The 25,346-nt window shown below is 64.3% G+C and carries 23 protein-coding genes; 2 read left to right on the top strand and 21 right to left on the bottom strand.

Features of this window, described 5'->3' with window-relative positions; all coding sequences use genetic code 11:
• Window positions 1-14: 14 nt before the first annotated feature.
• Window positions 15-167 carry a hypothetical protein gene (locus JAB6_RS29480; protein ID WP_175444616.1) on the bottom strand — a complete coding sequence of 51 codons (153 nt, stop codon included), beginning with the start codon at window positions 165-167 and terminating at the stop codon, window positions 15-17.
• Between the two features lie 56 nt (window positions 168-223).
• Window positions 224-2,719: a S9 family peptidase gene (locus tag JAB6_RS25535; RefSeq protein WP_070305429.1), complete on the bottom strand. Its 2,496-nt coding sequence runs from the start codon at window positions 2,717-2,719 to the stop codon at window positions 224-226.
• A gap of 189 nt (window positions 2,720-2,908) precedes the next feature.
• On the opposite strand from JAB6_RS25535, the gene JAB6_RS25530 reads away from it, so the two are divergent.
• Window positions 2,909-3,427, top strand: coding sequence for a hypothetical protein (locus JAB6_RS25530; protein ID WP_070305427.1), 519 nt, complete (start codon window positions 2,909-2,911; stop codon window positions 3,425-3,427).
• A 10-nt stretch (window positions 3,428-3,437) separates the two neighbouring features.
• Here JAB6_RS25530 and JAB6_RS25525 read toward each other — a convergent pair whose 3' ends face one another.
• The 8 genes from JAB6_RS25525 to JAB6_RS25490 all read right to left on the bottom strand — a co-directional run bounded on the left by JAB6_RS25525 (window position 3,438) and on the right by JAB6_RS25490 (window position 12,950).
• On the bottom strand, window positions 3,438-4,253 hold the full coding sequence (locus tag JAB6_RS25525) for a hypothetical protein (protein WP_070305426.1): 816 nt from the start codon (window positions 4,251-4,253) through the stop codon (window positions 3,438-3,440).
• An 86-nt stretch (window positions 4,254-4,339) separates the two neighbouring features.
• Window positions 4,340-4,918: a nucleotidyltransferase family protein gene (locus JAB6_RS25520; RefSeq protein ID WP_070305424.1), complete on the bottom strand. Its 579-nt coding sequence runs from the start codon at window positions 4,916-4,918 to the stop codon at window positions 4,340-4,342.
• A gap of 10 nt (window positions 4,919-4,928) precedes the next feature.
• Window positions 4,929-5,933 carry a DUF4424 family protein gene (locus JAB6_RS25515; RefSeq protein WP_070305422.1) on the bottom strand — a complete coding sequence of 335 codons (1,005 nt, stop codon included), beginning with the start codon at window positions 5,931-5,933 and terminating at the stop codon, window positions 4,929-4,931.
• Window positions 5,933-8,764, bottom strand: a complete 2,832-nt coding sequence (locus JAB6_RS25510; protein ID WP_070305420.1) for an ATP-binding protein — start codon at window positions 8,762-8,764, stop codon at window positions 5,933-5,935. The genes JAB6_RS25515 and JAB6_RS25510 overlap by 1 nt, the downstream gene beginning before the upstream one ends.
• Window positions 8,765-8,772: 8 nt before the next feature.
• Window positions 8,773-9,507, bottom strand: a complete 735-nt coding sequence (locus JAB6_RS25505; protein ID WP_034753458.1) for a hypothetical protein — start codon at window positions 9,505-9,507, stop codon at window positions 8,773-8,775.
• Entirely contained in the window at window positions 9,500-10,870 is a 1,371-nt protein-coding gene (locus JAB6_RS25500; protein WP_128141393.1) for a hypothetical protein, read from the bottom strand. The genes JAB6_RS25505 and JAB6_RS25500 overlap by 8 nt, the downstream gene beginning before the upstream one ends.
• Window positions 10,871-11,075: 205 nt before the next feature.
• Complete coding sequence (locus tag JAB6_RS25495) at window positions 11,076-11,837, bottom strand: DUF3108 domain-containing protein (protein ID WP_070305418.1); 762 nt, start codon at window positions 11,835-11,837, stop codon at window positions 11,076-11,078.
• Entirely contained in the window at window positions 11,838-12,950 is a 1,113-nt protein-coding gene (locus tag JAB6_RS25490) for a DUF3108 domain-containing protein (protein WP_139143499.1), read from the bottom strand.
• 149 nt (window positions 12,951-13,099) lie between these two features.
• On the opposite strand from JAB6_RS25490, the gene JAB6_RS25485 reads away from it, so the two are divergent.
• Window positions 13,100-13,816, top strand: coding sequence for a PhaM family polyhydroxyalkanoate granule multifunctional regulatory protein (locus JAB6_RS25485; protein WP_070305416.1), 717 nt, complete (start codon window positions 13,100-13,102; stop codon window positions 13,814-13,816).
• Between the two features lie 21 nt (window positions 13,817-13,837).
• On the opposite strand, the gene JAB6_RS25480 is transcribed toward JAB6_RS25485, so the two are convergent.
• The 11 genes from JAB6_RS25480 to JAB6_RS25430 form a co-directional block, all read right to left on the bottom strand.
• Window positions 13,838-14,134, bottom strand: coding sequence for a hypothetical protein (locus JAB6_RS25480; RefSeq protein WP_230516689.1), 297 nt, complete (start codon window positions 14,132-14,134; stop codon window positions 13,838-13,840).
• Entirely contained in the window at window positions 14,118-15,848 is a 1,731-nt protein-coding gene (locus JAB6_RS25475) for a tetratricopeptide repeat-containing response regulator (RefSeq protein ID WP_070305414.1), read from the bottom strand. The genes JAB6_RS25480 and JAB6_RS25475 overlap by 17 nt, the downstream gene beginning before the upstream one ends.
• Window positions 15,849-15,859: 11 nt before the next feature.
• Window positions 15,860-16,579 carry a sensor histidine kinase KdpD gene (locus JAB6_RS25470; protein ID WP_070305412.1) on the bottom strand — a complete coding sequence of 240 codons (720 nt, stop codon included), beginning with the start codon at window positions 16,577-16,579 and terminating at the stop codon, window positions 15,860-15,862.
• A gap of 156 nt (window positions 16,580-16,735) precedes the next feature.
• A complete protein-coding gene (locus tag JAB6_RS25465; RefSeq protein WP_070305411.1) occupies window positions 16,736-18,514 on the bottom strand; it encodes a family 2A encapsulin nanocompartment cargo protein cysteine desulfurase in 1,779 nt (592 codons plus the stop codon).
• Window positions 18,489-19,418: a family 2A encapsulin nanocompartment shell protein gene (locus tag JAB6_RS25460; RefSeq protein WP_034784363.1), complete on the bottom strand. Its 930-nt coding sequence runs from the start codon at window positions 19,416-19,418 to the stop codon at window positions 18,489-18,491. Before JAB6_RS25460 ends, JAB6_RS25465 begins: the two co-directional genes overlap by 26 nt.
• A 227-nt stretch (window positions 19,419-19,645) precedes the next feature.
• A complete protein-coding gene (locus tag JAB6_RS25455; RefSeq protein ID WP_070305409.1) occupies window positions 19,646-19,870 on the bottom strand; it encodes a helix-turn-helix domain-containing protein in 225 nt (74 codons plus the stop codon).
• A 7-nt stretch (window positions 19,871-19,877) separates the two neighbouring features.
• Window positions 19,878-20,864: a serine O-acetyltransferase EpsC gene (gene epsC, locus JAB6_RS25450; protein WP_070305407.1), complete on the bottom strand. Its 987-nt coding sequence runs from the start codon at window positions 20,862-20,864 to the stop codon at window positions 19,878-19,880.
• A 19-nt stretch (window positions 20,865-20,883) separates the two neighbouring features.
• A complete protein-coding gene (locus tag JAB6_RS25445) occupies window positions 20,884-21,381 on the bottom strand; it encodes a rhodanese-like domain-containing protein (protein ID WP_083292998.1) in 498 nt (165 codons plus the stop codon).
• Window positions 21,382-21,561: 180 nt separating this feature from the next.
• A complete protein-coding gene (gene mnmC / locus JAB6_RS25440) occupies window positions 21,562-23,193 on the bottom strand; it encodes an FAD-dependent 5-carboxymethylaminomethyl-2-thiouridine(34) oxidoreductase MnmC (RefSeq protein ID WP_070305564.1) in 1,632 nt (543 codons plus the stop codon).
• Window positions 23,193-23,756 (bottom strand): DNA-3-methyladenine glycosylase I, encoded by a 564-nt coding sequence (locus tag JAB6_RS25435; RefSeq protein WP_070305405.1) that lies wholly within the window; start codon window positions 23,754-23,756, stop codon window positions 23,193-23,195. Before JAB6_RS25435 ends, mnmC begins: the two co-directional genes overlap by 1 nt.
• A gap of 38 nt (window positions 23,757-23,794) precedes the next feature.
• Window positions 23,795-25,279, bottom strand: a complete 1,485-nt coding sequence (locus JAB6_RS25430; RefSeq protein ID WP_083292996.1) for a PLP-dependent aminotransferase family protein — start codon at window positions 25,277-25,279, stop codon at window positions 23,795-23,797.
• Window positions 25,280-25,346: the final 67 nt, after the last annotated feature.

Here is a 25,346-nt window from a genome sequence, read left to right as displayed (position 1 = left end):
CTTTCTTGACGAGATTAACTGGGATGCGGGTGCGGCACGGGATCGTCCTGCGGCACCGGGTGCACGGGTCCTGGCTGGCGCCCGGGCGCTTCTTGCGGCTCCGGCGCCGGCATGGGTTCATCGACGGGAGCCGGGTCGGGCGCGCGGTGGGTATGGATGACTGACATGGCTGGCCTCCCTGCAGACAAAGGAAGACCATACCACGAGATGCGCGCCGCTGCCCTTATTTGCTTGCCGGCTTGGCGTCGGCGGCTGGCGGTGCCGCGTTCTTCACATATTTCTCCAGCCAGTTGTTGCTTTCATACAGCATCTGCATGATCGATTCGCGCGCGCGGTAGCCGTGGCTCTCGTTCGGCAACATCACCAGGCGCGCCGTGCCGCCCAGTCCCTTGACGGCCTGGAACATGCGCTCGCTCTGGATGGGGAAGGTGCCAGAGTTGTTGTCCTGCTCGCCATGGATCATCAGCAGCGCATCCTTGATCTTGTCCGCATAATTAAACGGCGACATGGCCTGGTAGACGGCCGGCGCCTGCCAGAACGAGCGCTCCTCCGCCTGGAAGCCGAACGGCGTCAGAGTGCGGTTGTAGGCGCCGCTGCGCGCGATGCCGGCGCGGAACAGCCGCGTGTGCGCCAGCAGATTGCCCGTCATGAAAGCGCCATATGAGTGGCCGCCGATGGCGATGCGGTTGCGGTCGGACACGCCGCGGCGCACCACTTCCTCAACGGCAGCCTCGGCGTCGGCCACCAGCTGCGGCAGATAGGTGTCGTTCGGTTCCTGCTCGCCATTGCCGACGATGGGGAACGATGGATTGTCGAGCACGGCGTAGCCCATGGACAGGAAGGCGGCCGGGCCCCAGTAGCTGACGGCATTGAATTTGTACGGCGAACCCTTGGTCTGGCTGGCGGCGCTGGCCGTCTTGAATTCCTGCGGGTATGCCCACATCAGGGTCGGCAGCGGGCCGTCGCGTTTGACGTCATAGTTCGGCGGCAGCATCAATGTCGCCGTCAAGTCCACGCCGTCGGCGCGCTTGTAGCGGATCAGCTCTTTCTGCACGTCCTTCAATTGCGGCAGCGGATGGGGGAAATGCGTGAGGGCCGTCAATTGCGCCGCGCCCTGCTGTTTCAGGTTGCGCACATAGTAATTCGGCTGCTCGGTCGGCGATTCGCGCGTCGACAGCAAACGGCTGCCATCCTCGTCCAGCACGGCCACCACGTTTTCATAGTAGGGTGCGGCGCTCTGGAACAGGCGCTGCTTCTGTTTCGTCGCCAGGTTCAGGCGGTCGATGAAGGGACGGTCGCCTTCCTTCGACGCGCCCTGGCCGTCGAGCAGGATGGAGTTGTCAAAGGCGATCAGCAGGCGCGGCAAGCCGGCCGCGTCGGCGCGCATGACGGGCTGGCCCGGATCGTTGTAGCGGTCTTCGAACGATCCCGCATACACGAGGTCGGCCGGCGCGGAAGGTTGATCTGGCGAAATCTTCCACTGCTTGACGGCGCGCGTCTTGTACCACGCTTCGCTGAGCAGGGCCAGGTCGCCACGGCCCCAGGCCACGCCCGCATAACGCGAACCGAGCTTGGCCAGCACGGCCGGCTTGGCGGTGAACGGCGCCGCCTGCGTGTAGACGATGTCGCGGATCTCGACCGCCTTGGCCGGGTCGCCGCCATCCTGCGCTTCGGCCCACACCAGGGTGGCTGGCGCATCAACCCGCCAGCTGACGGAGCGCACGCCGGCGGACACGGCATCATTGCCTGGCGGCAGGCCTTCTTCCAGCGGCAGGGCCGCCACCGCATGCACCACCTTGCCATTCAGGTCGCGCACGTCGATCTTGTGGGCAAAGTCGGAGGCCGGCACGATGTAGGAATACGGACGCACGATGCTCGTCGTCAGCAAGTGCTTGCCATCGGGCGAGGCCGCCACGCGCGAGAACTGGCCCGGCTGGCCGACGAGGCGCTGCTTGCCCGCCACGTCCAGCAAGGCCAGCTGCACGGTGATGTAGTGCTCGAACAGCTGTGCATCCTGTTCGTTTTTCAGCAGGTCGGGATAGGTGCGCAATTGCTTGACGCCGCCGCCCGGCACGCTGTCCTGGATGGACGGGCCTGTCGGAATACCGCTCGCCACGGGCGCCGCGCCCAGCTTGGCCGGTTTCAGTTGCACCAGCAAGGTCTTGCTGTCTGGCAGCCAGGAAAAGCCGCGGCCATATACGGTCGACAGGGCTTGATTGCCCAGCTTGCGCGCCGCTTTCGTCTGCACGTCAAGCAGCCACAGTTCCACGCCCGATTCCTTCACGCCCTTGGCGGGATCGGCAAAGGCGATGTGCGTAAACGCCAGGTAGCGCTGGTCGGGCGACCAGGCCAGGTCGGCGATGCGGGGCGAAGCTGGCAAGCCGCTGACCTTGATTTCCTTCTGCGTATCGATGTCGAGCAAACCCAGTCCCGTGTGAAAACTGAAACGGCTGGCCGAATACGTGCGTGGATTGATGCGCAAGCCCGCCAGTTTCAGTTCCGGCTGCGCCACTTCGCTGATGCTGGGCAAGGATGGCGTGGGCAGCACGGCCGCCAGGTTGCGTTTCGGGCTCAGGCTCAGGGTCGGCGCGCGCGGCGCATCGACGATGGCTTGCAGGGGCGCTGGCGGGGCTTGATAGGCGCCATCTTGCGCCATGGCCAGGGAAGACGAGGCCATCAGGCCGACAGTGATGGGCAGCAAAGGCAAACGAGTAGACATGGAACTCCAGTGTATGAAGGTGGCGACAACAAGCAAGCGCACCGCACCGCTCATGGCGGCGCTGTGTGACAGGGCATAGTGCGTTCATGCCATGTAAATGTCAACCAGCAACTTTTGCTGTTTGACAAGCATCGCCGCCCATCCCCATCTGGCTTACAATCGCTGTTTTACCCGCACCCGAATGTCTACATGGAAACCACTACTCTCGCCCTGCTGTTCCTGGTCCCGCTGCTGGTCTGGCGCATTTATTCGCGTCTGAAGAAACTGGTGGCGCGCCAGAAGTCGCAGCTGTGGCGTCACTGGAGCGTGGCCATCGTCTTTCCCGCGCTGCTGCTGTTCCTGGCGACGACGACGAAATTCGAGCTGTTGCCCCTGTCCAGCCTGGGCGCGGGCGCGCTGGCCGGCGGCTGGCTGGGCGTGCTGGGCTTGAAACTGACGCGCTTCGAACAGGTCGGCAAGGATTTCTTCTTTACCCAGCACCGCTATCTGGGCCTGGCCGTCACGATGCTGTTCATCGCCCGCCTGCTGTACCGCGGCATGGAAATCTACCTGAACACGCGCCTGGACGTGCCCGTACCGCCGCCGCCGTTCGGCCAGAGTCCGCTGACCATGGCCGCCTACGGCCTCGTCATCGGCTACTACGCCGTGTATGCGTGGGGCCTCGTGCGCTGGCGCCAGCGCAACAAGCCGCTGCAGGCATCGGAGTAAGTCACATCAGTCAGTAGTACTGGCACAGGCCGGTACACGTCGTCACCGACAGCGCCTGGCGTATCGCCGCCAGCGCCGGTGCAAGGGCCGGATCGAGATCCTTGTCCGCATCGACCAGGCTGGTCAGCAAACGCTCGCGCAAGGGCGGCGCCATCAGATTGGCATTCGCTGCGGCGTGCTGCGCCGCCGCTTCCAGCATCCGCTTCTTTTGCGCCACGTTCCAGAACGGCACTTGCACGAACTGCACCACGTTCACAAACATGGTGCTCGATCCCTTGCTGAAGGCGCGGGCGCGCATGCGCTCCGCACTGCTCACCTCGGGCAAGGGCTGGCTGCTGAACTCCTTTTCCATCAAGCCAATCAAGTGCGCATGGCAATGCATGCCAAAGGCGAACAAGGCAGCCATTTCATCGCCGTAGTCGGCCAGGTTCTGCGTCACTTGTTCCCTGCGCGCCTGCTGCAATTCGGCGCCCGACAACAGCAGCGGCCGCGTGAGGCCAAATTGGTAATAGGACTTGCCCAGATTGGTGCTCCGTTCGCACAGGGACACGCTCTGGTTGACGTCCTGCAGCGCCGCGACGGGCGCCCGGAACAGACGCGGGCCGTCGGCGATATGGGCAAACAGCTGCGCCACGCCGGGGTCGCTCAGGCGCGGCAAGCCGCTTTGCGGCGTCGCCTTGGCCATCAGCGCTTCCAGCTGGCCGCTCGCTTGCTGGAAATCGGTATAGCTGTCGGCCCAGGCGGCGGGCGCCACGAGGGCGGAGGAAAGGCAGAACAAACGGCCGAGGCGGCGCAGCGGCATGGAAATGGACAGGGACAGGGACATGAGATCAGGAAAACACTATTGGATAACTAGCAATTATAGGCAATCTGTATCCATAGTGCATTTAATTGCTTTTACGCCAGCATTTCTCAAGCGACGATGGTGACACGCGGCCAGCGCGCCGCATAGTTTTTGCTGGCCAGGCGCTGCGCATAGCCGTCTTCGCTGATGCGCGCCGGGTTGCGCCGCACCACCATGTCGAACAGGTCATCGAGGCCATGCGGCGCAATGATGCCGATCCCGCCGTCAGGCTGCAGATGGATGCCAACCGCCGTGGCAAACTCGGGCCAGGAAGCGATGGCGTCGTCGAGCGACAGCAGCGGCGGCACGGCGTAGCCGAACTCGTCTTCAAACCACAGGTGCACCCGGGCCTGGTTGCACACTTCCCACGGCACACCGGGCAGCACAGTCTCCAGGCGCTGGCGCAACTGCGTTTCGCTTTCCGGATGCACATCGTGCGCATCGAAATACGCCACGTCGATGTCGCTCAATGCCGATGGTTGCGCGTAACCGTGCAAGGCGTCCCACACGAGGTTGCGCACGGCGCCGGCGCCGATACAGCAGTGGGGCAAGCCCAGCTGCGCCACGGCGCGCAGGGCTTGCATGCACCACGGCGTGGCGCGGGCGATGGCGCGCAGGCGCGCGGCCAGCGCTTCCTGCGTGCTCATTTGCTCATTCCTATGGCCGGATCCGTGGCGCCACGCCGTCGTGGTCACCCGCGCTTTCGACATTGCCGAAGTACACGTCGAGATCCTGCTTCGGATGGAAGTTGCGCAGCTTGACTTGCAAGGTGGTGGGGTTGATTTTCGTGAACGTGCCGGGGAAGCACAGGCTGACCAGTTCGTCCGGCTTGCCCTTGATCAGATTCAAGGTAAAGTCTTCGATGCCATTCTTCCACGTGTTGCCCGTCGTCAGAATGTACGACACCCAGACAGCATTGACGAAGCCGCTCTCGCCCTGCTTGGCCGCCAGGCGGTTCCACGTCTTGTAGAAGGCTTTGTCGCCGCAGTATTTCTTTTCAAATGTATCGCCATCACCCAGGTAGGACGCGCCCGGACCGGCCGCGACGAAGGGCGCATATTGATGGCGCACGCGCACGACTTTGCCAGCGGGGAATTTCTGCTGCCACAGGTAGATGACTTTGACGGTCCAGGCCGGCACCCATTCTTCGTCATACAGCTGGGCCAGCAAGCCTTCGCGTATCATGATCTTGCTCTGCGCGGCCGTCAGCGGCGCCACCTTCTTGTCGAACGGCGTGTGCGAAGGGAAATACGCGATCTGCGCATCCGACAGGCCCAGCTGGCGCAAGCGGGCCGTCACGTCGGCGCTATCGAGCTTGGCGACGAAGGTGGTTTGATAGTCCTTGCGCTTGCCATCGACGTCGACGGTGAACTGCTGCGGCTGGCCGTAATACGTGGGCGAGCCATGGTAGCCGGCCGAGTATTCGGGCAGCGGGAAGAAGATCGTCTCTTCCACATCCTTGGCGGACTCGTTGAGGAACTCATACTCGACCTTGATCAAGTCCGTGCTCACGCTGAGCACTTCCTTTTTCATGGCCACGGCATCCGTCTTGCCGAACAGGATACCGCCCGCGCTCACGGAACCGATGCCGTCGTTGGCCACGGCTGGCGCCGAGCACGCCAGCGCCAGTACTGCAGATGCGAGCAAAGTGCGTACAAGCATCACGCCGCCTTGCCCGGCGCGGGTTCGACCCGGCGCTGCAGCACGAAAATCGGTTGCGCCCATTGGGTATCCTTTTTCTTCTTGCTGGTGATCAAAGTAAGCTCGGACGGATCATAGACGTCCGTGTTGTGCGTCAACGGCGTCGTCATCAGGTATTGCGCTTCCGTATTCTTCAGGAATTCGCCGACCAGTTGAATGTTGCGGATATCCAAATGAGCAAACGGTTCGTCGATGAAGACGAAGCCGCCGGAACCATCTTCCGATTTCAGCAGGCCGATCAAGAGCACCAAGGACTTCATCACCTGCTGGCCGCCCGACGCTTCGCCATCGTTCATGCCGATGACGCCCTTGCCGTCGAACTTGAAGCGCACGTGCAAGCCCGCCTGCGACAGCTGCACATCGTCGTTTTCCAGGCGCACGGGGTCGGCATGGACTTCGATGCCGGCCAGTTCGCCCAGCTCCTTGATGTTCTTGCTGTACGTCTTGATGGTGTAGCGCAAGCGCTCCATGTAGGCGCCGCGGGCATTGCCCGTCGCTTCGATGGCGCGGTTGTTCTGGTAGCGGCGCTCGTCCGTTTCCGACTGGCGGCCGTGCAGCTGGTCCGACAGGCGGTGATGCTGGTCGATGACGGTCGCGTCCAGTTCCCAGTCGTCGCGCGCCAGGCTGTTTTGCAGGCTGGCCACGCGCAGATCGACCTGGTGCGCATTTTGGTGCTCGGCCACGAGGGCTGCGCGACGAGCGGGACGGCGCCAGCTTTTCGGCAGGTGGCGCCACGCATGGCGCAGGGCCAGCAAGGCGCGCGCATGCTCGGCGCGCTGTTCAATTTGCTTCTTGTAGCCGAGGCGCGAACCGGCTTCCGCTTCCGACAAAGCCAGGCGCGCGTTTTGCCACACCGTATCGGCACGCGTGCGCGCCACGGTGGCGTTCTTCGTCAGGTTCTGCAGCTCGCCCAGGCGGCCGCCCACTTCCAGGCGCTCTTCCTTGAGCGGCTTCGAATTGCGCAGCGCTTCGGCGAATTCTTCCTGGCGTGCGCTCAGTTCCTTGGCCGCGTCGACGCCGGCGATGCGCGCCTTCAAGGCACCCACTTCGGCCGCCAGCTTCGAGATCGCCAGGGTGAGCGTGTCTTCCTGTCCTTCCAGTCCCGGCAGCGAGCGCAGCAGCGCTTCCAGGCGGCCGCTGCGGCCAGCCTGGCCGAAGCGGTAGCGCGACGCTTCCACGAACAGCGAGCGTCCGCCTCGGCGTTCGCGGTGGTAAGCCTCGGGCGTGATCCACTCTTCATGGTTGCCCAGCTTGAAACCGGCTTCGACGGAATCGACGCGCGAAATGCGCGACAGCTGCTCGATCAGCCAGCTTGGCACGGGCGCGGAAAATTTCACCACAGCCAGCAAGCTTTCGTCTTTCGCCACGGGCGCCGTCACGAGGTCGGGCACGATGAAGTGGCGATAGCGTTCCTTCTCGGCCAGACGGTAAGCGGCGGCCGCATCCTTGGCCTTGTCGAGCAGAACGACCGAGGCGTAACCGCCCAGCACGCCTTCGACGGCGCCCTGCCAGCGGCTGTCCGTCACTTCGACGATGTCCGACAGCATCGCGTGGCTGATCCCCGCGTCACGCAACGCGCGGCGCATGCCGCGCACATTGTCCGGCTCCGGCATGGCCGTCTTGCCTTGCAATGCTGCAATCGTCGCCTGCTCGCCCGCAATGCGCGCCGACAGGGCGTCGCGCTGCTGGCGCTGACGCAGCAGTTCCGCTTCCTTCTGTTCCAGCTGGGCCGCCACTTCGGCGATGTCGCTGCCCGAATCCGCGGCCAGCTTCTGCAGGCGATCCTTCTGTTCCAGCAGGCTGTCCAGCGGTTTCAGCTTGGCATTGATCAGTGACAAGCGGCTCTGCAGGCCGATCGATTCCTGCTCCAGCAGGGTTTCGTTCATCTGCGCGTCGGACAGGGCCTTCGCTTGCGCGGCCAGCGCATTGCGCTTGTCGGTCAGTTGCTGGTCCGCCTGCGCCATCGGCTTGCGCGCGTCGCGCAATTGCCGGCTGGCAATGGCCGCCTTTTCGCGCGCCTCGTGGTATTGCAGGCTGGGCAGCACTTCTTCCAGCAGGTTGCGGCGCTCTTTATGCAGCCCTTCCCACTGGTGGTAATTGGCCACGCGCAGGCGCAAGCCTTCCAAGTTGGTCTTCGACGCTTCCAGTTCCGTTTCGAAACGTTTCAGCTCCACTTCCGTGTCGCGCTGGTGGCGCTTGGCTTCATCGTAGGCGTCCAGCACTTCCTTGTCGCCGAATACCTGGAACACCAGATCGAGCAGCTGGCGCGGCGCATATTCGCACAATTTGTCCGTCTCGCCCTGCTCCAGCGCCAGCACTTTCGACATGGCTGGCGACAGGCCCGCATTGGCCAGGCGCTTGCGGTAGTTTTCCACGCCGAGCCAGTCGTTGGCATCCGTGATGTCCTCGATCTGCACGTTGCCCGGACGCATCAGATACTGGCGCTTCCAGTCGCCGCCATTTTTCTGGATCTGGCAAAACAGGGTCACTTCATCGTCGCTGAAGAAGCCGGAACTGCGGAACGGACGGTTCGACAGCTGCTTGCCCACGTTCTTGTTGTCGACCACGGCGCGCAGCCAGGCCGTCTGCTGGCCCGAGTGGCGCGCATAGTGTTTATACGTGCGCCCCATCGAACAGTCGAGGCCGAACAGGGTGCGCAAGGCGTCAAGCAAGGTGGTCTTGCCCGAACCGTTCTGCCCCGCGATGGTGATGATCTTCGCGTCGAGCGGGATATTCTTGATGCGCTGCCAGTAATCCCAGTGCACCAGTTCAAGTGATTTGATATGAAACATGGGCGCTTTCAGTGAGGAAGGTCGGACGCGGGCTCGTCGCCAGCGTCAGGCAGGTCGCCGATATCGGCGGACAAATCAGCGGACAAGTCAGCATCGAGGTCGACGGCCACCAGGCGCGCCGGCGCCCGCTTGAACACGTCGGCCAGGGCGCCGTTGATGATGCGCTCTTTCAAGACGTCCGTGTCCATCATCAGGTCCAGCAGCGGACCTTCCAGGATGAAATCGCCGCGCCGCTCGATGAAGCCCAGCTTGGCCAGGGTGCCCAGATTCATGTCCATGCGCGTCTTCTTGCCCAGCTTGTCGCCGAAGTCCGACAGCAGCGCCTTGTAGGAAATGCCGATCGACGCGTCTTCCGCGCGCGGCAGCGGTTTTTCCGTGCCGAACATATCGTTCTGGTCATCGTCCGCATGCTGGTGCGTTTCCTGGCGTTCGCGCTTGGGCAGGATGATCTGCGCCCACAGCACCACCAGCAAGGCCACGCCATCGCGGGCCAAACCGAAATTATTGTTTTGCCACACGTCGCGCGCGCCGAAGATCTTCGGCTCGATGGTGCGCGTCAGGGCCAACGTCACGTGGTCGGCATACACGTTGTCGAGCAGTTTCAAGCCGCAGGCCAGCAATCGCGCATCGATCTCGGCGCGGAACAGCTCGTCGGACAGCACGCGCTTGACGAGCTTGTCGTCGCGGCGCAGGGTTTGATGCGTGAGCAGGCGCGCAATCAGGATTTGGGAATCGTCATTCATCGGCGGTGCCGCTATCTAAATCAAGTGAAACATTCAGTGAAAGCGAGGCGATCGACATGGCCGCCACGTGGGGGTCGGTCAGTTGGACCATCTCGTCGGTCGGTGTAAAGGTAATCGGCAAGCGGGCCAGTTCGGCCGTCGAGCCTTGCAAGCTCGCTTCGGACACGTCGCCCAGCAGCGGCAGCATCGAGGCGCGATATGACGCCACGGCAAAGCTGGCCGGCAGCAGCGAGTCCTGCACGGGCACCGACTTCGGCCCCTCTTCGCCGATGCTGGGGAAATTGCCCAGGCTGGCGAAGTTCGACAGGCGGTCCAACAGGTCATCGAGTTCAAGCTGCATGGCGGGTCCGTCGCTGATGGTGGTGGGCGCATCCTCTCCGCTGGGCAGGCCCGTGTTGGTAATGCCTGCCGCCCGTTCGGACAGCAGTTCCGTTTCGGCCACGTCGATCATCTCGGCCGGCGTGGAGAACAGCGGCACGACGGGCTGGTCGATAGCGCCTTCGGCCAGGCTGGCCAGGTCTTCGTGCAGCAAGAGCCAGCGCTTGATGTCCGTGGTCGACAAGCCCGACTGGCCCAGGTGCACGCGCTGGCGCTCGATCTGGTTCAGGGCGCGCGAAAACATGCCTTGCATGTTGAGCAATTTGCTTTGCGCGCGGCCGATCGCCTGCGCCGCCTTGTGCGTGGCGCTGTCCGCGTTTTCATCGGACGTGATGGCCACGAGGATTTCGGAACCCTTCTCGACCCAGTCGCAGGCCATGTTCCACTTTGCCTGCGCCGTGCGCAGCCGGAATTCGGAACCGGACGCGATGGCGTCGGAGAACTCCTCCGTCAAGTCCACCAGGCGCCCCAGCAAATGCTGGAGTTGTTCAACGGATACGCCGCCGACGGCTTGCGCGCCCGCTACCTGCGACAGCAGAAAACCCATTTCCGCTTCGTCTTCCGTCTGGCCCAGGCCCAGCAAGCTGTCGATGGCCGACAGCACATTGCGCGCCATCGGCGTCACGCGATACACGCCCTGCTGCGCATCCCAGGCCAGCAACTGGTTCGAGCGCAGGCGCAGCAAGACCGTTTCCAGGCTTTCCGGCAACAGGTAGGCGAGTTTCGTGTTGATATCGGCGCGCGTATAGGCGGACGTGGCCGCATCGGACGCGAGTTCGCGCAACACGAGCAGACGCACCAGCACGCCATCGAAACCGCCGTGGAACAGGGCCGTAAACACTTGCAGCAGGGGCTGCGCCCGCTTCAAGTGAAAAACTTGCTCTATTTCATCGGCCGAAATATTGGGCTGGAAATGCGCCTGCAAGGAATCGTGATGCTCTTGCTCTGTCTGATTTGCATCCGTAGCCACGGCTGCACTTGCCATTATATCAATCATTCTTTTCCGGATGAGTGTTCAGCGGGCGGCGCAGCGGGCTAACGCAGCGCTGCGGGGCGGGGGCGTCAGTATATCAGTTCTGACATGCAATTTGACTGATGGCCAGCGGCGGAAATCCGGGGTCAGACCCGGCGGGTCTGACCCCAGCATTTGCTTTGGGGCAAGAAAATCGAATGCAAGCAAGCGTGGAAACCTACTTCTGCACGACCTTTTGCAAGGTTTGCTCGACGTAATCACCGTCTTCATCGGCGAACGTCACCTTCACGGGATACCATTCCAGCGACGGCGCCAGCCACAGGTCCACTTGCTGCCCCTTCTTGTCCGGCGGCGGGGCCTTGATCAGGTGCACGGCCTCCACCAGACCCTGGCCGGTGGCGACGGTCTCCTGCTTGACGACCTTGAAGGTCCACGGCTCGGCGTCGCGGCGGCCGGCAACGAAGAAGCTCCATTCCGAACCGGGCGTAAATTTCTCGGGCGTGGCGCGCGCTATGCTGACCAGTTGCCAGACGGTGCTGTTGCGGTCCTGCTCGCCGCCTTTCAGCGGATAGCTGTCGTCGCCTTCGCTGAAGACGATGGTCTTGCTGTCGCGCTTGAAGGTGGTCGTGGCCGCTTCCTTGCGGAAACGCTTTTCCACGAACTGGGCCGGCGCCAGGCCGTAATCGTCGACTGTGCCTTCGCTGCGCTGCTCGAGGATCTTGCCGAACAGGGCAGCCTTGGTTTCGGCCAGCAGCGAGTACTTGCCGTCGCCGGCGCGCCAGTTGCTGACCGATTCGCCGGACAGCGCGATGCCGCGCTGCTTCGCCTTGATCGAATAGACGAGGTCGGCCGACGGCGCCAGCTTGTACGGGCGCTTGATGACGGGATGGTCCACGGGCGCGTCGGCCATGGCGGGAGCGAAGGTGGCGGCCAGCACGCCGGCGGCCAGCAAGTGTTTCAAAGAATTCAGAGTCATCATTTATTTTCCTGTAGCGTCATTGACGCGAATTTGGGTCACGGTTTGCGTGGTCAGCGCCCCGTTCGCTTCGGTATTGCGTATTTGTACCGGATACCATTGCATCGATGGCGCCAGCCAGATATCGAGCTGCGACGAATACGTGCCGGGCTTCGGCGGCCGGCGCAAATGCCAGGTCACCAGGCGGCCCATCTTGGTCTCCAGTTCTTCCTCGCCCACCAGCTGGAAGCGGAACACGGTCGCTTCCTTTTCCTCGCCGACGAGGATGTCGATATTGCCCGCCAGCTGATTGACGTCGGCGCGGCCGATGGCGGCCAGCTGGAATGGCACGGTGGCCTTGTCCTGCGCCCCCTCCTGCCATGGCGCCGTGGCCGTCGTGGCCGAAAACGTGATGGCCTTGGCGTCGCGGTTGAAATGCGTGGCCGTTTGCGCGCGGCCCTTGCGCTTTTCCGTCGCCGTGACGGGCACGATGCCGCTGCCATCGATCACGCCTTCGCTGGTCAGCACCAGCAGGTTGATGCGCGTGATCAGCATGCTCAAGCCCACTTCCAGTTTCAGCTGGTACGTGTCACCGCGGTTGTCCCACGCCATGGCGGCCACGCCCTGCCACTTGGTGCCGTCCGCATCGCGCCGGTCCACGTGCAGGTCGAACTGGGCCGATGCAGGCGCATTCGTCTTGTAGCGCCGCGCCTGCTCGACGGGCGGTGGCGGCGGACTGGCCGCTGCCGCTGCTTCCGCCACGGCGGGCGGCGGCGCCGTGATGGCTGGCGCGCTGGCCGCCGGTGCCGCTGGCGTGACCGGCCCTTGCGGCGCGTCGCTGGCGGGCGCCGTGAACTGCGCCGTGTCGCTCGACGGCAGCTCCGTCGGCGGCGGCGGTGGCGGCAAGCGGGGCTCGGGCAAGGGCCGCAGCTTGGGCGGCGGAGGCGGCACCGGCACGGGTGCGGGCGGCTCGGCGATCAAGGCCATGCTGACCACCTGCGCATGATCCTGCCCCAGCGGCACCATGCTGGCACGCGAGGTGAGCCATTCCAGCGCCACGTAATGCAGTGCGCCGATGACCGCGACAAAAATGACGGTGCGGCGGCGCGGTGGCGAAAAGAAGGAGTCAGGCATCATAGGCCGTAGTGTAACGCCTTCCCCCTACTTCCCGCTTCTTGCCCGTACTCAACTCCTGCTGTTTTATGTAAGAAAATGTTGGCGGCTTTGCGTCAGTTGCAAGCTGATATCTGCTACGCTAGGCACATCCACCTACCAGGAGATTTCGCATGGCAAACCCGCAAATGCCCCAAATGCCGGGCGCAGCAGTTGTGACCGACACCCTCGACTTCGTCAAGAACCTGTGGGGCAGCATGAGCGTGCCCGGCATGGGCGTGCCTGGCATCACGGCGCCCACCATGTCGGTGGAAGAGCTGGACAAGAAAATCAATGACTTGAAAGCCGTCGAAGCCTGGCTGAACCTCAATACCAGCATGCTGCGCGGCAGTATTCAGGCATTGGAAGTGCAGCGCGGCACCATCGCTACCCTGAAATCAATGGGCGCTTCTCTGGCGGCAGCCATTACCCAGCCCGGCGCCAGCGAGAAATCCGTGTTTGAATCGGTACCCTACGCTTCCGCATTTTTCCAGCAAGCCGCACCCGCAGCTGCGGCGACAGCGCCTGAACCAAAGCCGGCGCCTGCCCCCGCACCGGAACCGGCTGCGGCGGTGCCCAGCGATGCCGGCAGCCAGGCGGCAGCCCAGCTGGCCAATCCAAGTGCCTGGTGGAATTTGTTACAAGATCAGTTCAAGCAGGCCGTGTCGACAGCCATGTCGCCCGATGCTGCCAGTTTTGGCGGTGGAGCGGCTGGAGCGACGGCCAAGCCAGCGGCCGGCAAATCCGCCAAACCGGCTGAAGCAGGCACGGCAGCCAAGGCCAAGGCCCCGCTGCGCAAGGCGCCGGCAAAGCGCGCGGCACCCAAGTCGAAAGCACCAGGCAAGGCCTGATGTTTCAAGCTGGCGATATGATCAGGCGATACGATGAATGCGGATCGCCTCGATCTGATTGTCGGCTTGGCGTTTTACGTCACCGATCGTGATCAGGCCTTCGTCGGCCAGCGCCTTGGCGTGCTCGTACGAAGACTGGAATGTTTCCAGCGTGTCTCCCTTGGCGGCGACCGGGCGTACCCAGGCAACGGCGCCGACTTTCATTTTTTTGTATACTTCATTGACCACATCACGCATAGTTTCTTCCTTATTGTTGTAGAGCAACTCAAGCACGGGCGAACCCACGCTGGCCCCTAGTTTATCATCCGGCACGCTCACGCACGACTTTTCCCCCTTTTTCCGGCACCGGCGGCGCTTTTTCCGCTACCACGACGGCCTCTTCCGGCCCGGGCGGCGGCGTCAACTGCACCAGTTGCTCCATCAATTGCGCGAAGCGCTGCTGCCCTGGTGCAATTTTGTCCACATACAACAACACTTCCATGGCTTCGGCCGCCAATTCCGCCTGGTAGCCGCGCTGCTCCAAGAACGACACGATGATTTGCGCGGAATTGAACAGGATGCGCAAGTTGTTCGGCAGCTTGTCGCGCGCCGTGCGCATCCAGGCCACGGCTTCGTTGAGCTTGTCCGTCTTCCACAGCAGCACGCCCTTGTTCATCAAGTCCGACGCTTCCTTGCGCGAGGCGATGATCAGGCTCGTGCCCTCGTCGCCCATCTTGGCCTTGTCGAAAATTTTCTGCACTTCGTCCTGCACCACCTGGTTATCGTGGTTGTTCTTGACCACGTAGCACAACAAACCGGCCGGCGCATCCTTGACGCCGACGGCGAACAGCAGGGTCGCCAGTTCCATGCAAATGCTTTTCTCGGGCCGCGCCGGGTCTTCGGCCAGCATCGCTTCGAGTTCGTCGCCGCACTTGCGCGCGCGCCGGTAGTCGCCCGTTTCGTGGTGCACCATGCCTTCCGTGATCTTCGCGCGCAGCCCGATCTGCTCGGGCGAGAATTCGCGCTGCGCCAGCAGCAGCCATTGCAGCGCTTCCTTTGCATCCTTTTTGAGGCCGCACACGCGCGCCAGGCCCAGGTAAGCGTCCGGCGTCTTCATGACGGAAAACTCGCCGATGGAAATACACTTGCGAAAGGCCTTTTCCGCCATGCTGACATTGCCGACCTTCAGGGCCGCGAGGCCCAGGTTGCGCTGGCGCGGCACGGAATTGGGTGACAGGCGCGCCGCCTTTTCCAGCACGCCGCAGGCCTCTTCGTGCTGGCCCATCAGCTGGTAGGCGACGGCCATCTGGTCGTAGGCATCGATGTAGTACTTGTTTTCCACGATCACGCCCTGGAAGATTTGCCGCGCCGCCTCGTGCTCGCCGTTGTTCATGCGGATCTTGCCCAGGCCCGCCTTGGCCCAGCTGTAATCGCGCTCGGCCAAGACTTTTTCGTACACGGCACGGGCCTTTTCCGGCTCGCCGCTTTTCAGCAGCAACGACGCCTTCATGCGCAGCAATTCCAGCTCGTGCAGCTTGTTGACTTCGATCTGCGCGTCGCACAGCTTGGCCGCGCGCAGATAATCCTTTTCCATGCAGGCCTGGTCGATTTCGCGAAACACCTGCTTCTTGTGCCACACGCGGTTCAAGCGCGTCAGCAGCACGCCTTCCGTGATCGGCTTGATCAGATACGCGTCGGGCTGGTGCTCGGCCGCGCCCATCACGGATTCCACGCTTTTCTCGGCCGACACCATCAGCCACACGCTCGACGGCGCCGTCAGGTTGCGCACGCGCGTCTCTTCCAGCACTTGCTGGCCATTCTTGCCTTCGCCCAGGTTGTAATCGCACAGCACCACGTCGTAGCGCGTCTTGGCCAGCAGCTTCATGGCTTCGCCGCCGCTGGCCGCCTGGTCGATATGGCGCGCGCCCAGGTTGCGCAACGATTCGCGCAGCAGGATGCGGATGCCGATGAAATCGTCGACCAGCAGATAATGTTTATCGGCCCAGTCGGTGCTGCCCGCTTCGGCGGCGGTGGCGTGGCTGTCTGTCGTCATGGAGTCCTCGTTCAGGGCAGGCGCAGGATGAAACAGCCGCCGCCCAGGGCGCCGCCATTTTCCAGGGCGATGCTGCCGCTGCTGCCCCGGTGCTTGTGCATCTTTGCCACTTCGCTGGAAAAATACAGGCCCAGGCCCGTGCTGTTGGTGGAAAAATTCACGCCGGCGGCCATGCCATCCATGGCCGCGCTGCCCGCGTCGAGCAAGGCCTGCGTATAGCCGTCGCCATTGTCTTCCACGCGCAGCTCGAGCATGCCGCCGTGCTCCCGCACGGACAGGCGGATCGTGTCCTTCGTGTAGCGGATGGCGTTGTTGATGGCATGCGCGAGCACGCCGATGACCAGGTCTTCATCGAGGGTCCAGATCAGCTCTGGCGGGCAGGCCGTCTCCAGGGCGATGCCTTTCGACGCCAGCAGGATCTTTTCCTGGTCCACCACCTGGTCGACCACCTGGCTCACCAGCTGCGGCTGCACGTCGAACGGGTAGCCGGGCTTGCCCACTTCCTTGTACAGGGCCAGCAGCTGGATCAGGTTATCGTTGAGGCGCTTGGTCTGGTACAGCATCTGCGCCATCTGCAGGTAGGCGGGGTCGGCCTGGGGGGCCGTTTTCGCCTGCTCGGCCGCCAGCAGCGACTCCAACGTGCCGCTGACCACGCTGATCGAGTTTTTCATGTCGTGCACGGTCGACGCCAGGAACAGGAATAGCTCGGGCGAGCTGTGTTGATCTTCCACCGGATATCTCCTTGGGCCGCAGCTTCAATATTGCCAAGGATAAATTATACCGCCAGCCTGCGGGCGCCAGCCAGCCGCGCGCAAAGTCCGTGACATGACGCAACAATGCCGCCCCCGCTTGCGCAAGGGCGGCATCAGGCTGACAAACAGGCAAGATCAGCGGCGCGCACCCGCCAGGCGCTTGACCACGACGATCATGCGGTCGATTTCCTCATATGTGTTGTAGAAGGCGAACGATGGCCGCACGGTCGCTTCCACGCCGAAGCGGCGCAGAATCGGCTGGGCGCAGTGGTGGCCCGAGCGCACAGCGATGCCCTCGTCGTTCAGCGCGCGCCCCACTTCCGCCGGCTCGTAGCCGGCCAGCACGAACGAAGCCACGCTCGCCTTTTCAATCGCCGTGCCGATCAGGCGCACGCCGGGAATCGCCTGCAAGTGGTGCGTCGCGTATTCCAGCAGCGCGTGCTCGTAGGCGGCGATGTTTTCCAGGCCGATGCGCTGCACGTAATCGATGGCCGCGCCCAGGCCCACGGCATCGGCGATATTGCCCGTGCCCGCTTCGAAACGGTTCGGCACGCCCTGGTAGACGGTGCGCTCGAACGTGACGTCGGCGATCATGTTGCCGCCGCCCTGCCATGGCGGCAATTGCTCGAGTAAGTCCGCCTTGCCATACACGGCGCCGATGCCCGTCGGACCAAATACCTTGTGGCCCGAGAAGACATAGAAATCGGCGCCCAGCGCCTGCACGTCCACGCGCAAATGCGACACGGCTTGCGCCCCGTCGACCAGCACGCGCACGCCGGCCGCATGCGCCAGCGCAATGATCTGCGCCACGGGCGTCACGGTGCCCAATGCATTCGACACCTGCGTGACGGACACGAGCTTGGTGCGGCCGTTGAGCAGCTTGCGGAATTCATCGAGGATGATCTGCCCGCTGTCGTCGACGGGAATCACGCGCAGGGTTGCACCCTTCTCCGCCGCCAGCTGCTGCCACGGCACGATGTTGGCGTGGTGCTCGAGCTGCGAGACGATGATCTCGTCGCCGCTGCCGATGTATTTGCGCCCGAACGTATTGGCGACCAGGTTGATGCCCTCGGTGGCGCCCCGCACGAAGATGATTTCATTGGGCGAAGCCGCACCGAGGAAATTGGCCACCTTGGCGCGCGCGGCCTCGTACGCGTCGCTGGCACGCGCCGCCAATGCGTGCGCGGCGCGGTGGATGTTCGAGTTCTCGTGCGCATAGAAATACGACACGCGGTCGATCACCGACTGCGGCTTGTGCGTGGTGGCCGCATTGTCGAACCAGGCCAGCGGCTTGCCGTTGATCCTTTCGGCCAGCACGGGAAAATCGCGCCGCACAGCATGCACGTCGAACGGCGCCGGCGTTTGTCCCTGCTGCCGCGCAGGCAGCTCGGTCTGGAAATAGAACATGGGCTGGCCACTGGCCGGCGAGACTGGCAGCTGGCGCGCGGGCGAGCGCTGCGGCGTGGCATCGGGAGCCGCCTGTCCCAGCCCCTGCTGCGCCAGGCCATCGAGCTTGCCGTTCGACGCGGGATAACCATGCGCGCCGCCGACAAAATAGTAGGGCGACGGCGCACCGAGGCTTGATGCACGCGGCGTCGGCACGGAAGCCGGCGCCGGCGCAACCGGTGCCTCCAGCGGCGCCGTCACGGGCGGCACTTGCGCCGTCGCCACGCCGGGGGCGATGGCGGCGAAGGAAGGGCCGGGCTGCGGCGGCGGACGGTTCGCATAGCGGGGCGCCGCATCGAGCACGCTGCCGGAACCGCCGAGGCTGGGTGACTTGTCCGACGCGGGGGCCAACCCCGGCAAGCGGGCAAAGAATTCACCGGCCAGGCGGTTCAAGGTCGCTTCGTCGGGTAAGAACGGGACGGCAGGCAAGCCCGCCGCGCCATCACTTGTAGGTGTCTGGGTAGTCATGGTATTTACCGATCTCCACGTCTTCCAGTACGGCCAGCGCATCGTCGGTCAGCACGGCCAGCGAGCAATACAGCGAAATCAGGTAGGACGAAATCGCATGGCGGTTGATGCCCATGAAGCGCACGGACAAGCCCGGGCTTTGCTCGCCCGCCAGACCAGGCTGGAACAGGCCGATCACGCCCTGCCGCTGTTCGCCCGCGCGCAGCAAAATGATCTTCGTCTTGCCGTCTTCGATCGGCAGTTTGTCCGATGGCACCAGCGGCACGCCGCGCCACGTGAGGAACTGGGAACCGAACAGGCTGACCGTCGGCGGCGGCACGCCGCGGCGCGTGCATTCGCGGCCAAAGGCGGCAATGGCCAGCGGATGGGCGAGGAAAAAGCCCGGCTCTTTCCACACTTTCGTCAGCAGTTCGTCGAGATCGTCCGGCGTGGGCGCGCCCGTCAGGGTAAAAATGCGCTGGTCGTCGTGCACGCTGGCCAGCAGGCCGTAATCGGGATTGTTGATCAACTCGCTTTCCTGGCGCTCCTTGATCGTCTCGATGGTCAGGCGCAGCTGCTCCTTGATCTGGTCGTGCGGGCTGCTGTACAGGTCCGACACGCGCGTGTGCACGTCGAGCACCGTGCTGACGGCGTTGAGAAAATATTCGCGCGGCTGGTCGTCATAGTCGACGAAGGTTTGCGGCAGTTCCGACTCGTCGCGCTGCGAGCAGGCCACGCGCACGTCCTTCGGATTTTTCACGCGGTTCAGGCGGTAGATACCCGCTTCCACGGGCAGCCATTGCAGCAGGTGCACGAGCCAGCGCGGCGTGATCGTGGATAACTGGGGGACGCTCTTGCTTGCATTGGCCAGCTGGCGCGCGGCGTTATCGCCCAGCGCGAACTGGTTCTCTGTTGCTTCTGCCATGACTACTCCTGATGAGAAAAGTGAATATGCTTATCTGAAAAACGAATAAAGTATCGGGTGTCTCCCCTCTTCTCTCAACATGCTATCGCCACCAAAAAACGCTTAACCAAACCTACTGCGCGTCGCGATTTGCAGCCTGCGATGCTCACTGTGCATTCGCACAGCTGCGCTTCTCGGCCACAACTCACTGCCGCTCGCCACAGCTTTGTTAAGCGTTTTACCCGTTTTTAATCGACCAACTCCGGCTCGCAGCGCGCCATCAATCCGGCCAGGCCGACGCCCAGCGCGACGGCCAGCTTTTCCACCGTCAGCAGCGACGGCGTGGCGGCGCCCCGTTCTATTTCGCCGATGAACGAGCGGTTCAAGTCGGCCGCTTCGGCCAGCCGCTCCTGCGACCAGCCATGCCCTTCACGCAACTGGCGCACGGCCAGTCCAAACTGTTTGATCAACATGCTGTCCTCATGGGTGGTGGGCAAAGGCGGGGTGGGATGGCGCCGGCAATTCCGGTGCCTCCTGCTGGTTGTGCGCTTGCGTAACATGGCTGCCGGGCGCCACGCTGCGGGTCAGCCAGACATTGCCGCCGATGACGGAACCCTGGCCGATGGTCACCCGTCCCAGGATCGTCGCGCCCGCATAAATGACCACGTCGTCCTGCACGATGGGGTGGCGCGCCAGTCCCTTTTTCAGCACGCCGTCGGCGCCGGCGGGAAAGCGCTTGGCGCCCAGGGTGACGGCTTGATAGATGCGCACCCGTTCGCCGATGATGGCCGTCTCGCCGATCACCACGCCCGTGCCATGGTCGATGAAAAAACTGCTGCCGATGATGGCGCCCGGGTGGATGTCGATGCCCGTCTGCGAATGGGCCACTTCGGCGATGATGCGCGCCACCAGCGGCGCGCCCAGTGCATACAAGGTGTGCGCGAGGCGGTAATGGATGATGGCCAGGATGCCCGGATAGCACAGCAGCACCTCATCGACGCTGTGCGCGGCCGGGTCGCCATGGAAGGCGGCCGCCACGTCCGTGTCGAGCTGGGCGCGGATGCGCGGCAGAGCGCGGGCAAAGCGCTGCACGATGGCCAGCGCCTGCTGTTCGATGGAGACCGTCTGCTGCAAGCCATGCTGGCGCGCGTGGTAACTGAGTTCGCGCCGCACCTGTTCATGCAAGCCCGTGAGGGTCGTGTCGAGCGTGTGGCCGACGAAGAAATCCTCGCTCTCCTGCTGCAGGTCGAGGGGGCCGAGGCGCATGGGGAACAGGGCCGCGCACAGGGCTTTGATGATGTCGTGCAAATGCTGGCGCGACGGGAATTCGCGCGCGCCGCACTCCTGGTTGCTGGCCAAGCCTTCGCGCCACTGCTCGCGCACGGCGCGCAATTCATCGACGATCTGGCGCAGTTCCCATTGCGGCTGCGCGGCAAGGGAGGCAGGGGGAATGGCTCGCTGGTTCATGGTGGTCCCGGGAAGAGGTTCAGTCTTGCAGCCAGGGCAGCGCATGCCAGCGCCAGCCACCGCTGTGGCCGCGCTGCTGCTGTTCGTCGAGGTCGCCCTCGAAGCCTTGCGCGATATTGAAGACGTGCGTGAAACCGGCCTTGGCAGCCGCTTCGGCGGCCGCGGCCGAGCGCTTGCCGCTGCGGCACAGCAGCACCACGACGGCCTCCTTGCCGCCCACCTTCGCTTCCAGTTCGCGCGTAAAGCGGGGATTGCGGTTCATGGCCGTGCCGGTGGCCCACGCCACGTGCAGCGAGGCGGGCACGTAGCCGACGAACGTGCGTTCTTCATGCGTGCGCACGTCGACCAGCACGGCTTTGCCAGCCTGCACCAGTTGCCACGCATCCTGCGCGCTGACGATGCCCGCATACGGCAAGCCCTGCGCCTGCGCCTGGGTACGCGCGAGATTGAGCACCTCGTCAAAAGCCGCCTCGCCGTGCGCGGCGCGGGGATCAAAAATCAGTTCTGCAGCAGCCATCTTTCCACCTCTTTCTTCCGTCGTCAAAAACCAGCACGAGTCCACTGTAGCGAACTTATGTTGTTCGGAAAACAAATTAAAAAGAGTTTAGAAAGCTGAAAAACGTATATGGAGATATTGCAGCGTAAAGCCGGGGTCAGACCCGCCGGGTCTGACCCCGGAATTTGCCTTTGGGTGTCCTCAGGAAGCGCGGCGGCGTTCGCGAAGTAGAAAACGCGCCGGGTCAAGCGCCTCTGCCAACTGACGTTCCAGCGGCAGCGGCTCCCCCTCCAGCTGGCACGCCAGCAGCTCGGCCGCCAGCGGTGCCCAGATCAGGCCACGCGAGGCATAACCGAGCAAGCCAAACAGGCCGGGCCAGCGCGGTACGTCGCGCAGGCGCTCGCAGCGGCCCGGTACGCCGGGGTCGGGCAAGGCGCCCGCCAGCGGCAGGCGGTCCGGTGCCATGCAGCGAAAGCCCGTGCGCCCGGCCAGCGGCGCGGCGAACGGAGCCACACCAAGGATATCGGCGATCTTCGCGATATTGTCTTCCTGGCTCGATGGGCGCAAGCTGGTGTCCGCGTCCGCATCGTAGCTGGCGCCCACGCACACGATGCCCTGGTGCGCCGGCGTCATGTAGGCTTCGCGACAGACGACGAACGGCAACGATGGCAAGCTGCCTTCGGCCAGGTGCGTGACCTGACCGCGCACGGCGTCCAGCGGCAGGCCGGCCGCCTGTTCGAAATCGACGGCACCCGTGCCCGCCGCCAGGATGACGTTGGGTGCAGCCGCGATCAGGGCGCCGTCCGCATCGCGCACCAGCCATTCCTGGTCGCCGCGCTCCAGGCGCAAGGCGCTGCTGGAAAAGCGCCGCGTGAGCGAGGCGCCGCAGGCGTCCAGCATGGCCGCGCAGACGGAAGACGGGCGCGCCCAGCCGCCCTGCTCGAACCACCAGGCGCCATCGGGCGCCGGTGCACCCAGCATGGCGGTCGCCTCGGGCGCTTCCAGCCAGCGGGCGAATTCACGCGGATACAGGCCACTGGCGGCGATCTGCCGCTGCACCTGCGCATGCGCGCCGTCGCGCGCCAGGTGCAGCACGCCGCTTTGCGCACCCTCGATGGCGGCGCCGATGCCGCCCAGGTCTTTCCAGCGGTTCAGCGAATACAGGTAGGCGGCGCGCACCAGGCGCGTGGCGATATTGTCGTCCTTCGACATCAGCGGCATGAAGATGCCGGCCAGGTTGCCCGAGGCCTCGCTGGCCGGTTGCATGTGGCGCTCGACCAGGGTCACCTTCCAGCCGCGCGCGGCCAGCCGTTCGCAGGCGGCCGCACCGGCCACGCCCGCGCCGATGACGATGGCGCGCCGCTCGGGCGCGGTGACGGCCGCGTACTCTGCGCGCCGCGCATAAAACACGGCGCGCAAACGGCTCTCGTCGAAGACAAAGCCATTCTTTTGCAGGGCCGCGCGCTGCGCCTCGTCCAGATGCACGGCTTGCAGACGTGCGCCATCGGCCATCAGGCGCGCCAGCACCGGCGTGGCTGGCGGCACCCAGGCCAGGTGTACTTCATCGACGCGCGCCGACAGTTGCGCCAGGCAGGCATCGGCTTCGCCGATCAGCACATCGAGCGTGACGAGGCCATCGTGCGAGACCATGCGATGCAGGCCCGGCACGCAGGGCGGCCATTGCGCACGCCACTCTTCGGGCAAGTGGCGCGCATCGACGGGACGCGGCGCCAGCGCGATGTAATGCAGGCGGCGCTCCCCATGCGCCGCACAGGCGGCACGCAAGCGGGCGCCGTCAAAATCCGTGTCGAGCAGGACGAGCACGCGGTGCATCAGCGCCCCGCGCGGCAAAAGCAGGCGGGCGCATGGTCATTGACCATGCCGATGCCCTGCATGTAGGCGTAGATGATGGTCGAGCCGACGAACTTGAAGCCCAGCTTGAGCAAGTCTTTCGACAGTTGGTCGGACAATGCCGTCTTGGCAGGAAATTCGCCCGGCTGCCAGCTGTTGACGATAGGCTGGCCATCGACATACGCCCACAGGAAGCTGTCCAGGGTCTGGCCTTGCGCGCGCAGGCGCAAATAGGCTTGCGCATTCGTGATGGCGGCCGCCACCTTCAGGCGGTTGCGCACGATGCCGGGGTCCGCCAGCAGCTGCGCCACCTTGCCCGGGCCATACGCGGCGATCTTTTCCGCGTCCCAGTCGTCAAACGCGGCGCGGTAGGTGTCGCGCTTGTTGAGGATGGTTTCCCAGCTCAGGCCAGCCTGTGCGCCTTCCAGGTTCAGCATCTCGAACAGCCGGTGCTCGTCGTGGCAGGGCACGCCCCACTCCGTATCGTGGTAGTCGAGATAGCGGGGATTGGCCGGGTTGGCCCAGGAGCAGCGGATGGTGGTCATGGTCGTGTTCTTAATGTGCAGGCAAGTGCCAGTATAGTTTATCGGCCGCGCAGGATGCGGCCCAATTCCTGCAAGCCGTGCTCCATCTCGGCCGGGGGAATGGCCGCAAAGCCCAGCAGCAGCCCGGGCGGCGTGGCGCACTCGGGCCCCGCCGCCGGATCGGCATAGTGGTTCAACGGACGCAATTCGATGCCGCGTGCCAGGCCCGCGCGCGCGACCGTTTCTTCATCGTGGCCGGCGCGAAAATACGCGCACAATTCCAGGCCGCTGTCGGCCGGGCCGCACGCGAGCTGGTCGCACAATTCGCGCGCGATGCCGCGCACCAGCAGGTCGCGCCGTTCGGCATTGCTGTCGCGCGTGCGGCGGATATGCCGGCCAAAGTGGCCCTCGGCGATGAAGTCGGCCAGCGCCATCTGCGGCACGATGGCCGTGTGCCGATCCATCACGGCCTTGGCTTGCACCAGCGCGTCGGCCAGCGCGGGCGGCGCCACCATGTAACCCAGGCGCAGGCCAGGGAACAGCACTTTCGACAGGGTGCCGACATACACCACGCAGCCGGCCCGGTCCAGGCTTTGCAGCGAAGCCAATGGCGCGCCCGCGTAGCGGTATTCGCTGTCGTAATCGTCTTCCACCAGCCACGCCTTGTGCTGTGCGGCCCAGGCCAGCAAGGCCAGGCGGCGGGGCAAGCTCATGCTCACGCCCAGCGGCATCTGGTGCGACGGCGTCACGTACGCCAGCTTCGCCTGCGGACAGTGCGCCACGCCATACGCCACGTCCAGCCCCTGCGCATCGACGGGGACGGGAAACACGCGCGCACCGGCCGCGCGCAGCGGGCCGCTGGCGCCCCGGTAGCCGGGCGACTCCATCCAGACCGGGTCGCCGGGCGCCAGCAAAATGGTCGACAGCAGGAACAGCGCCTGCTGCGAACCGGACGTAATGACGATCTGCTGCGGCGTGCACTGGACACCGCGCGACGCCTTCAGATACACGCACAGCAGTTCGCGCAGCGGCAGGTAGCCGGCCGGGTCGCTGTAGCCGAAATGGTGGTCGGGCCGGCGCCAGCGCCGCGCTTCCAGGCGATTCCACACGTCGAACGGGAAATGGTCGATGCGCGGCATGCCGACGCGGAAAGCCCGCAGCGGACCACGGTGGAACGCCACCTGGCGCATGGCCGTCACCACGCCCTGACCGCGCGCCGACAGGGGCCGCAGCAGGCCAGGCGCTTCCATCTTGGTGGCCGGCGCGGCCATGGGGACCTCGACGCTGACGAAGGTGCCGCGCCCCACGGCGCCATCGAGATAGCCTTCGGCTGTCAGAAGCGCATACGCATTGAGCACCGTCTGGCGCGACACGGCCAGCAGGCGGCAAAAGTCGCGCGTGGGCGGCAGCTGCATGCCGGGATTCATGCGGCCATCGAGGATGGCGGCCTTGATGGCCGCATACAGCTGGCGAAACAGCGGCTCGCTGGCGCCGCGCTGCAGCGGCAAGGTGGCGATGATCTGGTGCAAATGGGAAGCTGGCATGGCGGCACTCTTGAATTGGTAGCTTAAAGATAGCACTTATTGGCTGTTTTAAATAGCCAAGACTGGC

The sequence above is a fragment of the Janthinobacterium sp. HH104 genome, from assembly GCF_001758715.1.
Lineage (GTDB): Bacteria > Pseudomonadota > Gammaproteobacteria > Burkholderiales > Burkholderiaceae_D > Janthinobacterium > Janthinobacterium aestuarii.
The sequence above is the reverse complement of the archived record's forward strand: the minus strand, read 5'-3'. Positions and strand labels throughout refer to the sequence as shown.

What these genes read in the sequence shown, in the direction of transcription:
- JAB6_RS29480 (WP_175444616.1), bottom strand. Translation starts at nt 167, where the DNA reads ATGTCAGTCATCCATACCCACCGCGCGCCCGACCCGGCTCCCGTCGAT.
- JAB6_RS25535 (WP_070305429.1), bottom strand. Translation starts at nt 2,719, where the DNA reads ATGTCTACTCGTTTGCCTTTGCTGCCCATCACTGTCGGCCTGATGGCC.
- JAB6_RS25530 (WP_070305427.1), top strand. Translation starts at nt 2,909, where the DNA reads ATGGAAACCACTACTCTCGCCCTGCTGTTCCTGGTCCCGCTGCTGGTC.
- JAB6_RS25525 (WP_070305426.1), bottom strand. Translation starts at nt 4,253, where the DNA reads ATGTCCCTGTCCCTGTCCATTTCCATGCCGCTGCGCCGCCTCGGCCGT.
- JAB6_RS25520 (WP_070305424.1), bottom strand. Translation starts at nt 4,918, where the DNA reads ATGAGCACGCAGGAAGCGCTGGCCGCGCGCCTGCGCGCCATCGCCCGC.
- JAB6_RS25515 (WP_070305422.1), bottom strand. Translation starts at nt 5,933, where the DNA reads ATGCTTGTACGCACTTTGCTCGCATCTGCAGTACTGGCGCTGGCGTGC.
- JAB6_RS25510 (WP_070305420.1), bottom strand. Translation starts at nt 8,764, where the DNA reads ATGTTTCATATCAAATCACTTGAACTGGTGCACTGGGATTACTGGCAG.
- JAB6_RS25505 (WP_034753458.1), bottom strand. Translation starts at nt 9,507, where the DNA reads ATGAATGACGATTCCCAAATCCTGATTGCGCGCCTGCTCACGCATCAA.
- JAB6_RS25500 (WP_128141393.1), bottom strand. Translation starts at nt 10,870, where the DNA reads ATGGCAAGTGCAGCCGTGGCTACGGATGCAAATCAGACAGAGCAAGAG.
- JAB6_RS25495 (WP_070305418.1), bottom strand. Translation starts at nt 11,837, where the DNA reads ATGATGACTCTGAATTCTTTGAAACACTTGCTGGCCGCCGGCGTGCTG.
- JAB6_RS25490 (WP_139143499.1), bottom strand. Translation starts at nt 12,950, where the DNA reads ATGATGCCTGACTCCTTCTTTTCGCCACCGCGCCGCCGCACCGTCATT.
- JAB6_RS25485 (WP_070305416.1), top strand. Translation starts at nt 13,100, where the DNA reads ATGGCAAACCCGCAAATGCCCCAAATGCCGGGCGCAGCAGTTGTGACC.
- JAB6_RS25475 (WP_070305414.1), bottom strand. Translation starts at nt 15,848, where the DNA reads ATGACGACAGACAGCCACGCCACCGCCGCCGAAGCGGGCAGCACCGAC.
- JAB6_RS25465 (WP_070305411.1), bottom strand. Translation starts at nt 18,514, where the DNA reads ATGACTACCCAGACACCTACAAGTGATGGCGCGGCGGGCTTGCCTGCC.
- JAB6_RS25460 (WP_034784363.1), bottom strand. Translation starts at nt 19,418, where the DNA reads ATGGCAGAAGCAACAGAGAACCAGTTCGCGCTGGGCGATAACGCCGCG.
- JAB6_RS25455 (WP_070305409.1), bottom strand. Translation starts at nt 19,870, where the DNA reads ATGTTGATCAAACAGTTTGGACTGGCCGTGCGCCAGTTGCGTGAAGGG.
- epsC (WP_070305407.1), bottom strand. Translation starts at nt 20,864, where the DNA reads ATGAACCAGCGAGCCATTCCCCCTGCCTCCCTTGCCGCGCAGCCGCAA.
- JAB6_RS25445 (WP_083292998.1), bottom strand. Translation starts at nt 21,381, where the DNA reads ATGGCTGCTGCAGAACTGATTTTTGATCCCCGCGCCGCGCACGGCGAG.
- mnmC (WP_070305564.1), bottom strand. Translation starts at nt 23,193, where the DNA reads ATGCACCGCGTGCTCGTCCTGCTCGACACGGATTTTGACGGCGCCCGC.
- JAB6_RS25435 (WP_070305405.1), bottom strand. Translation starts at nt 23,756, where the DNA reads ATGACCACCATCCGCTGCTCCTGGGCCAACCCGGCCAATCCCCGCTAT.
- JAB6_RS25430 (WP_083292996.1), bottom strand. Translation starts at nt 25,279, where the DNA reads ATGCCAGCTTCCCATTTGCACCAGATCATCGCCACCTTGCCGCTGCAG.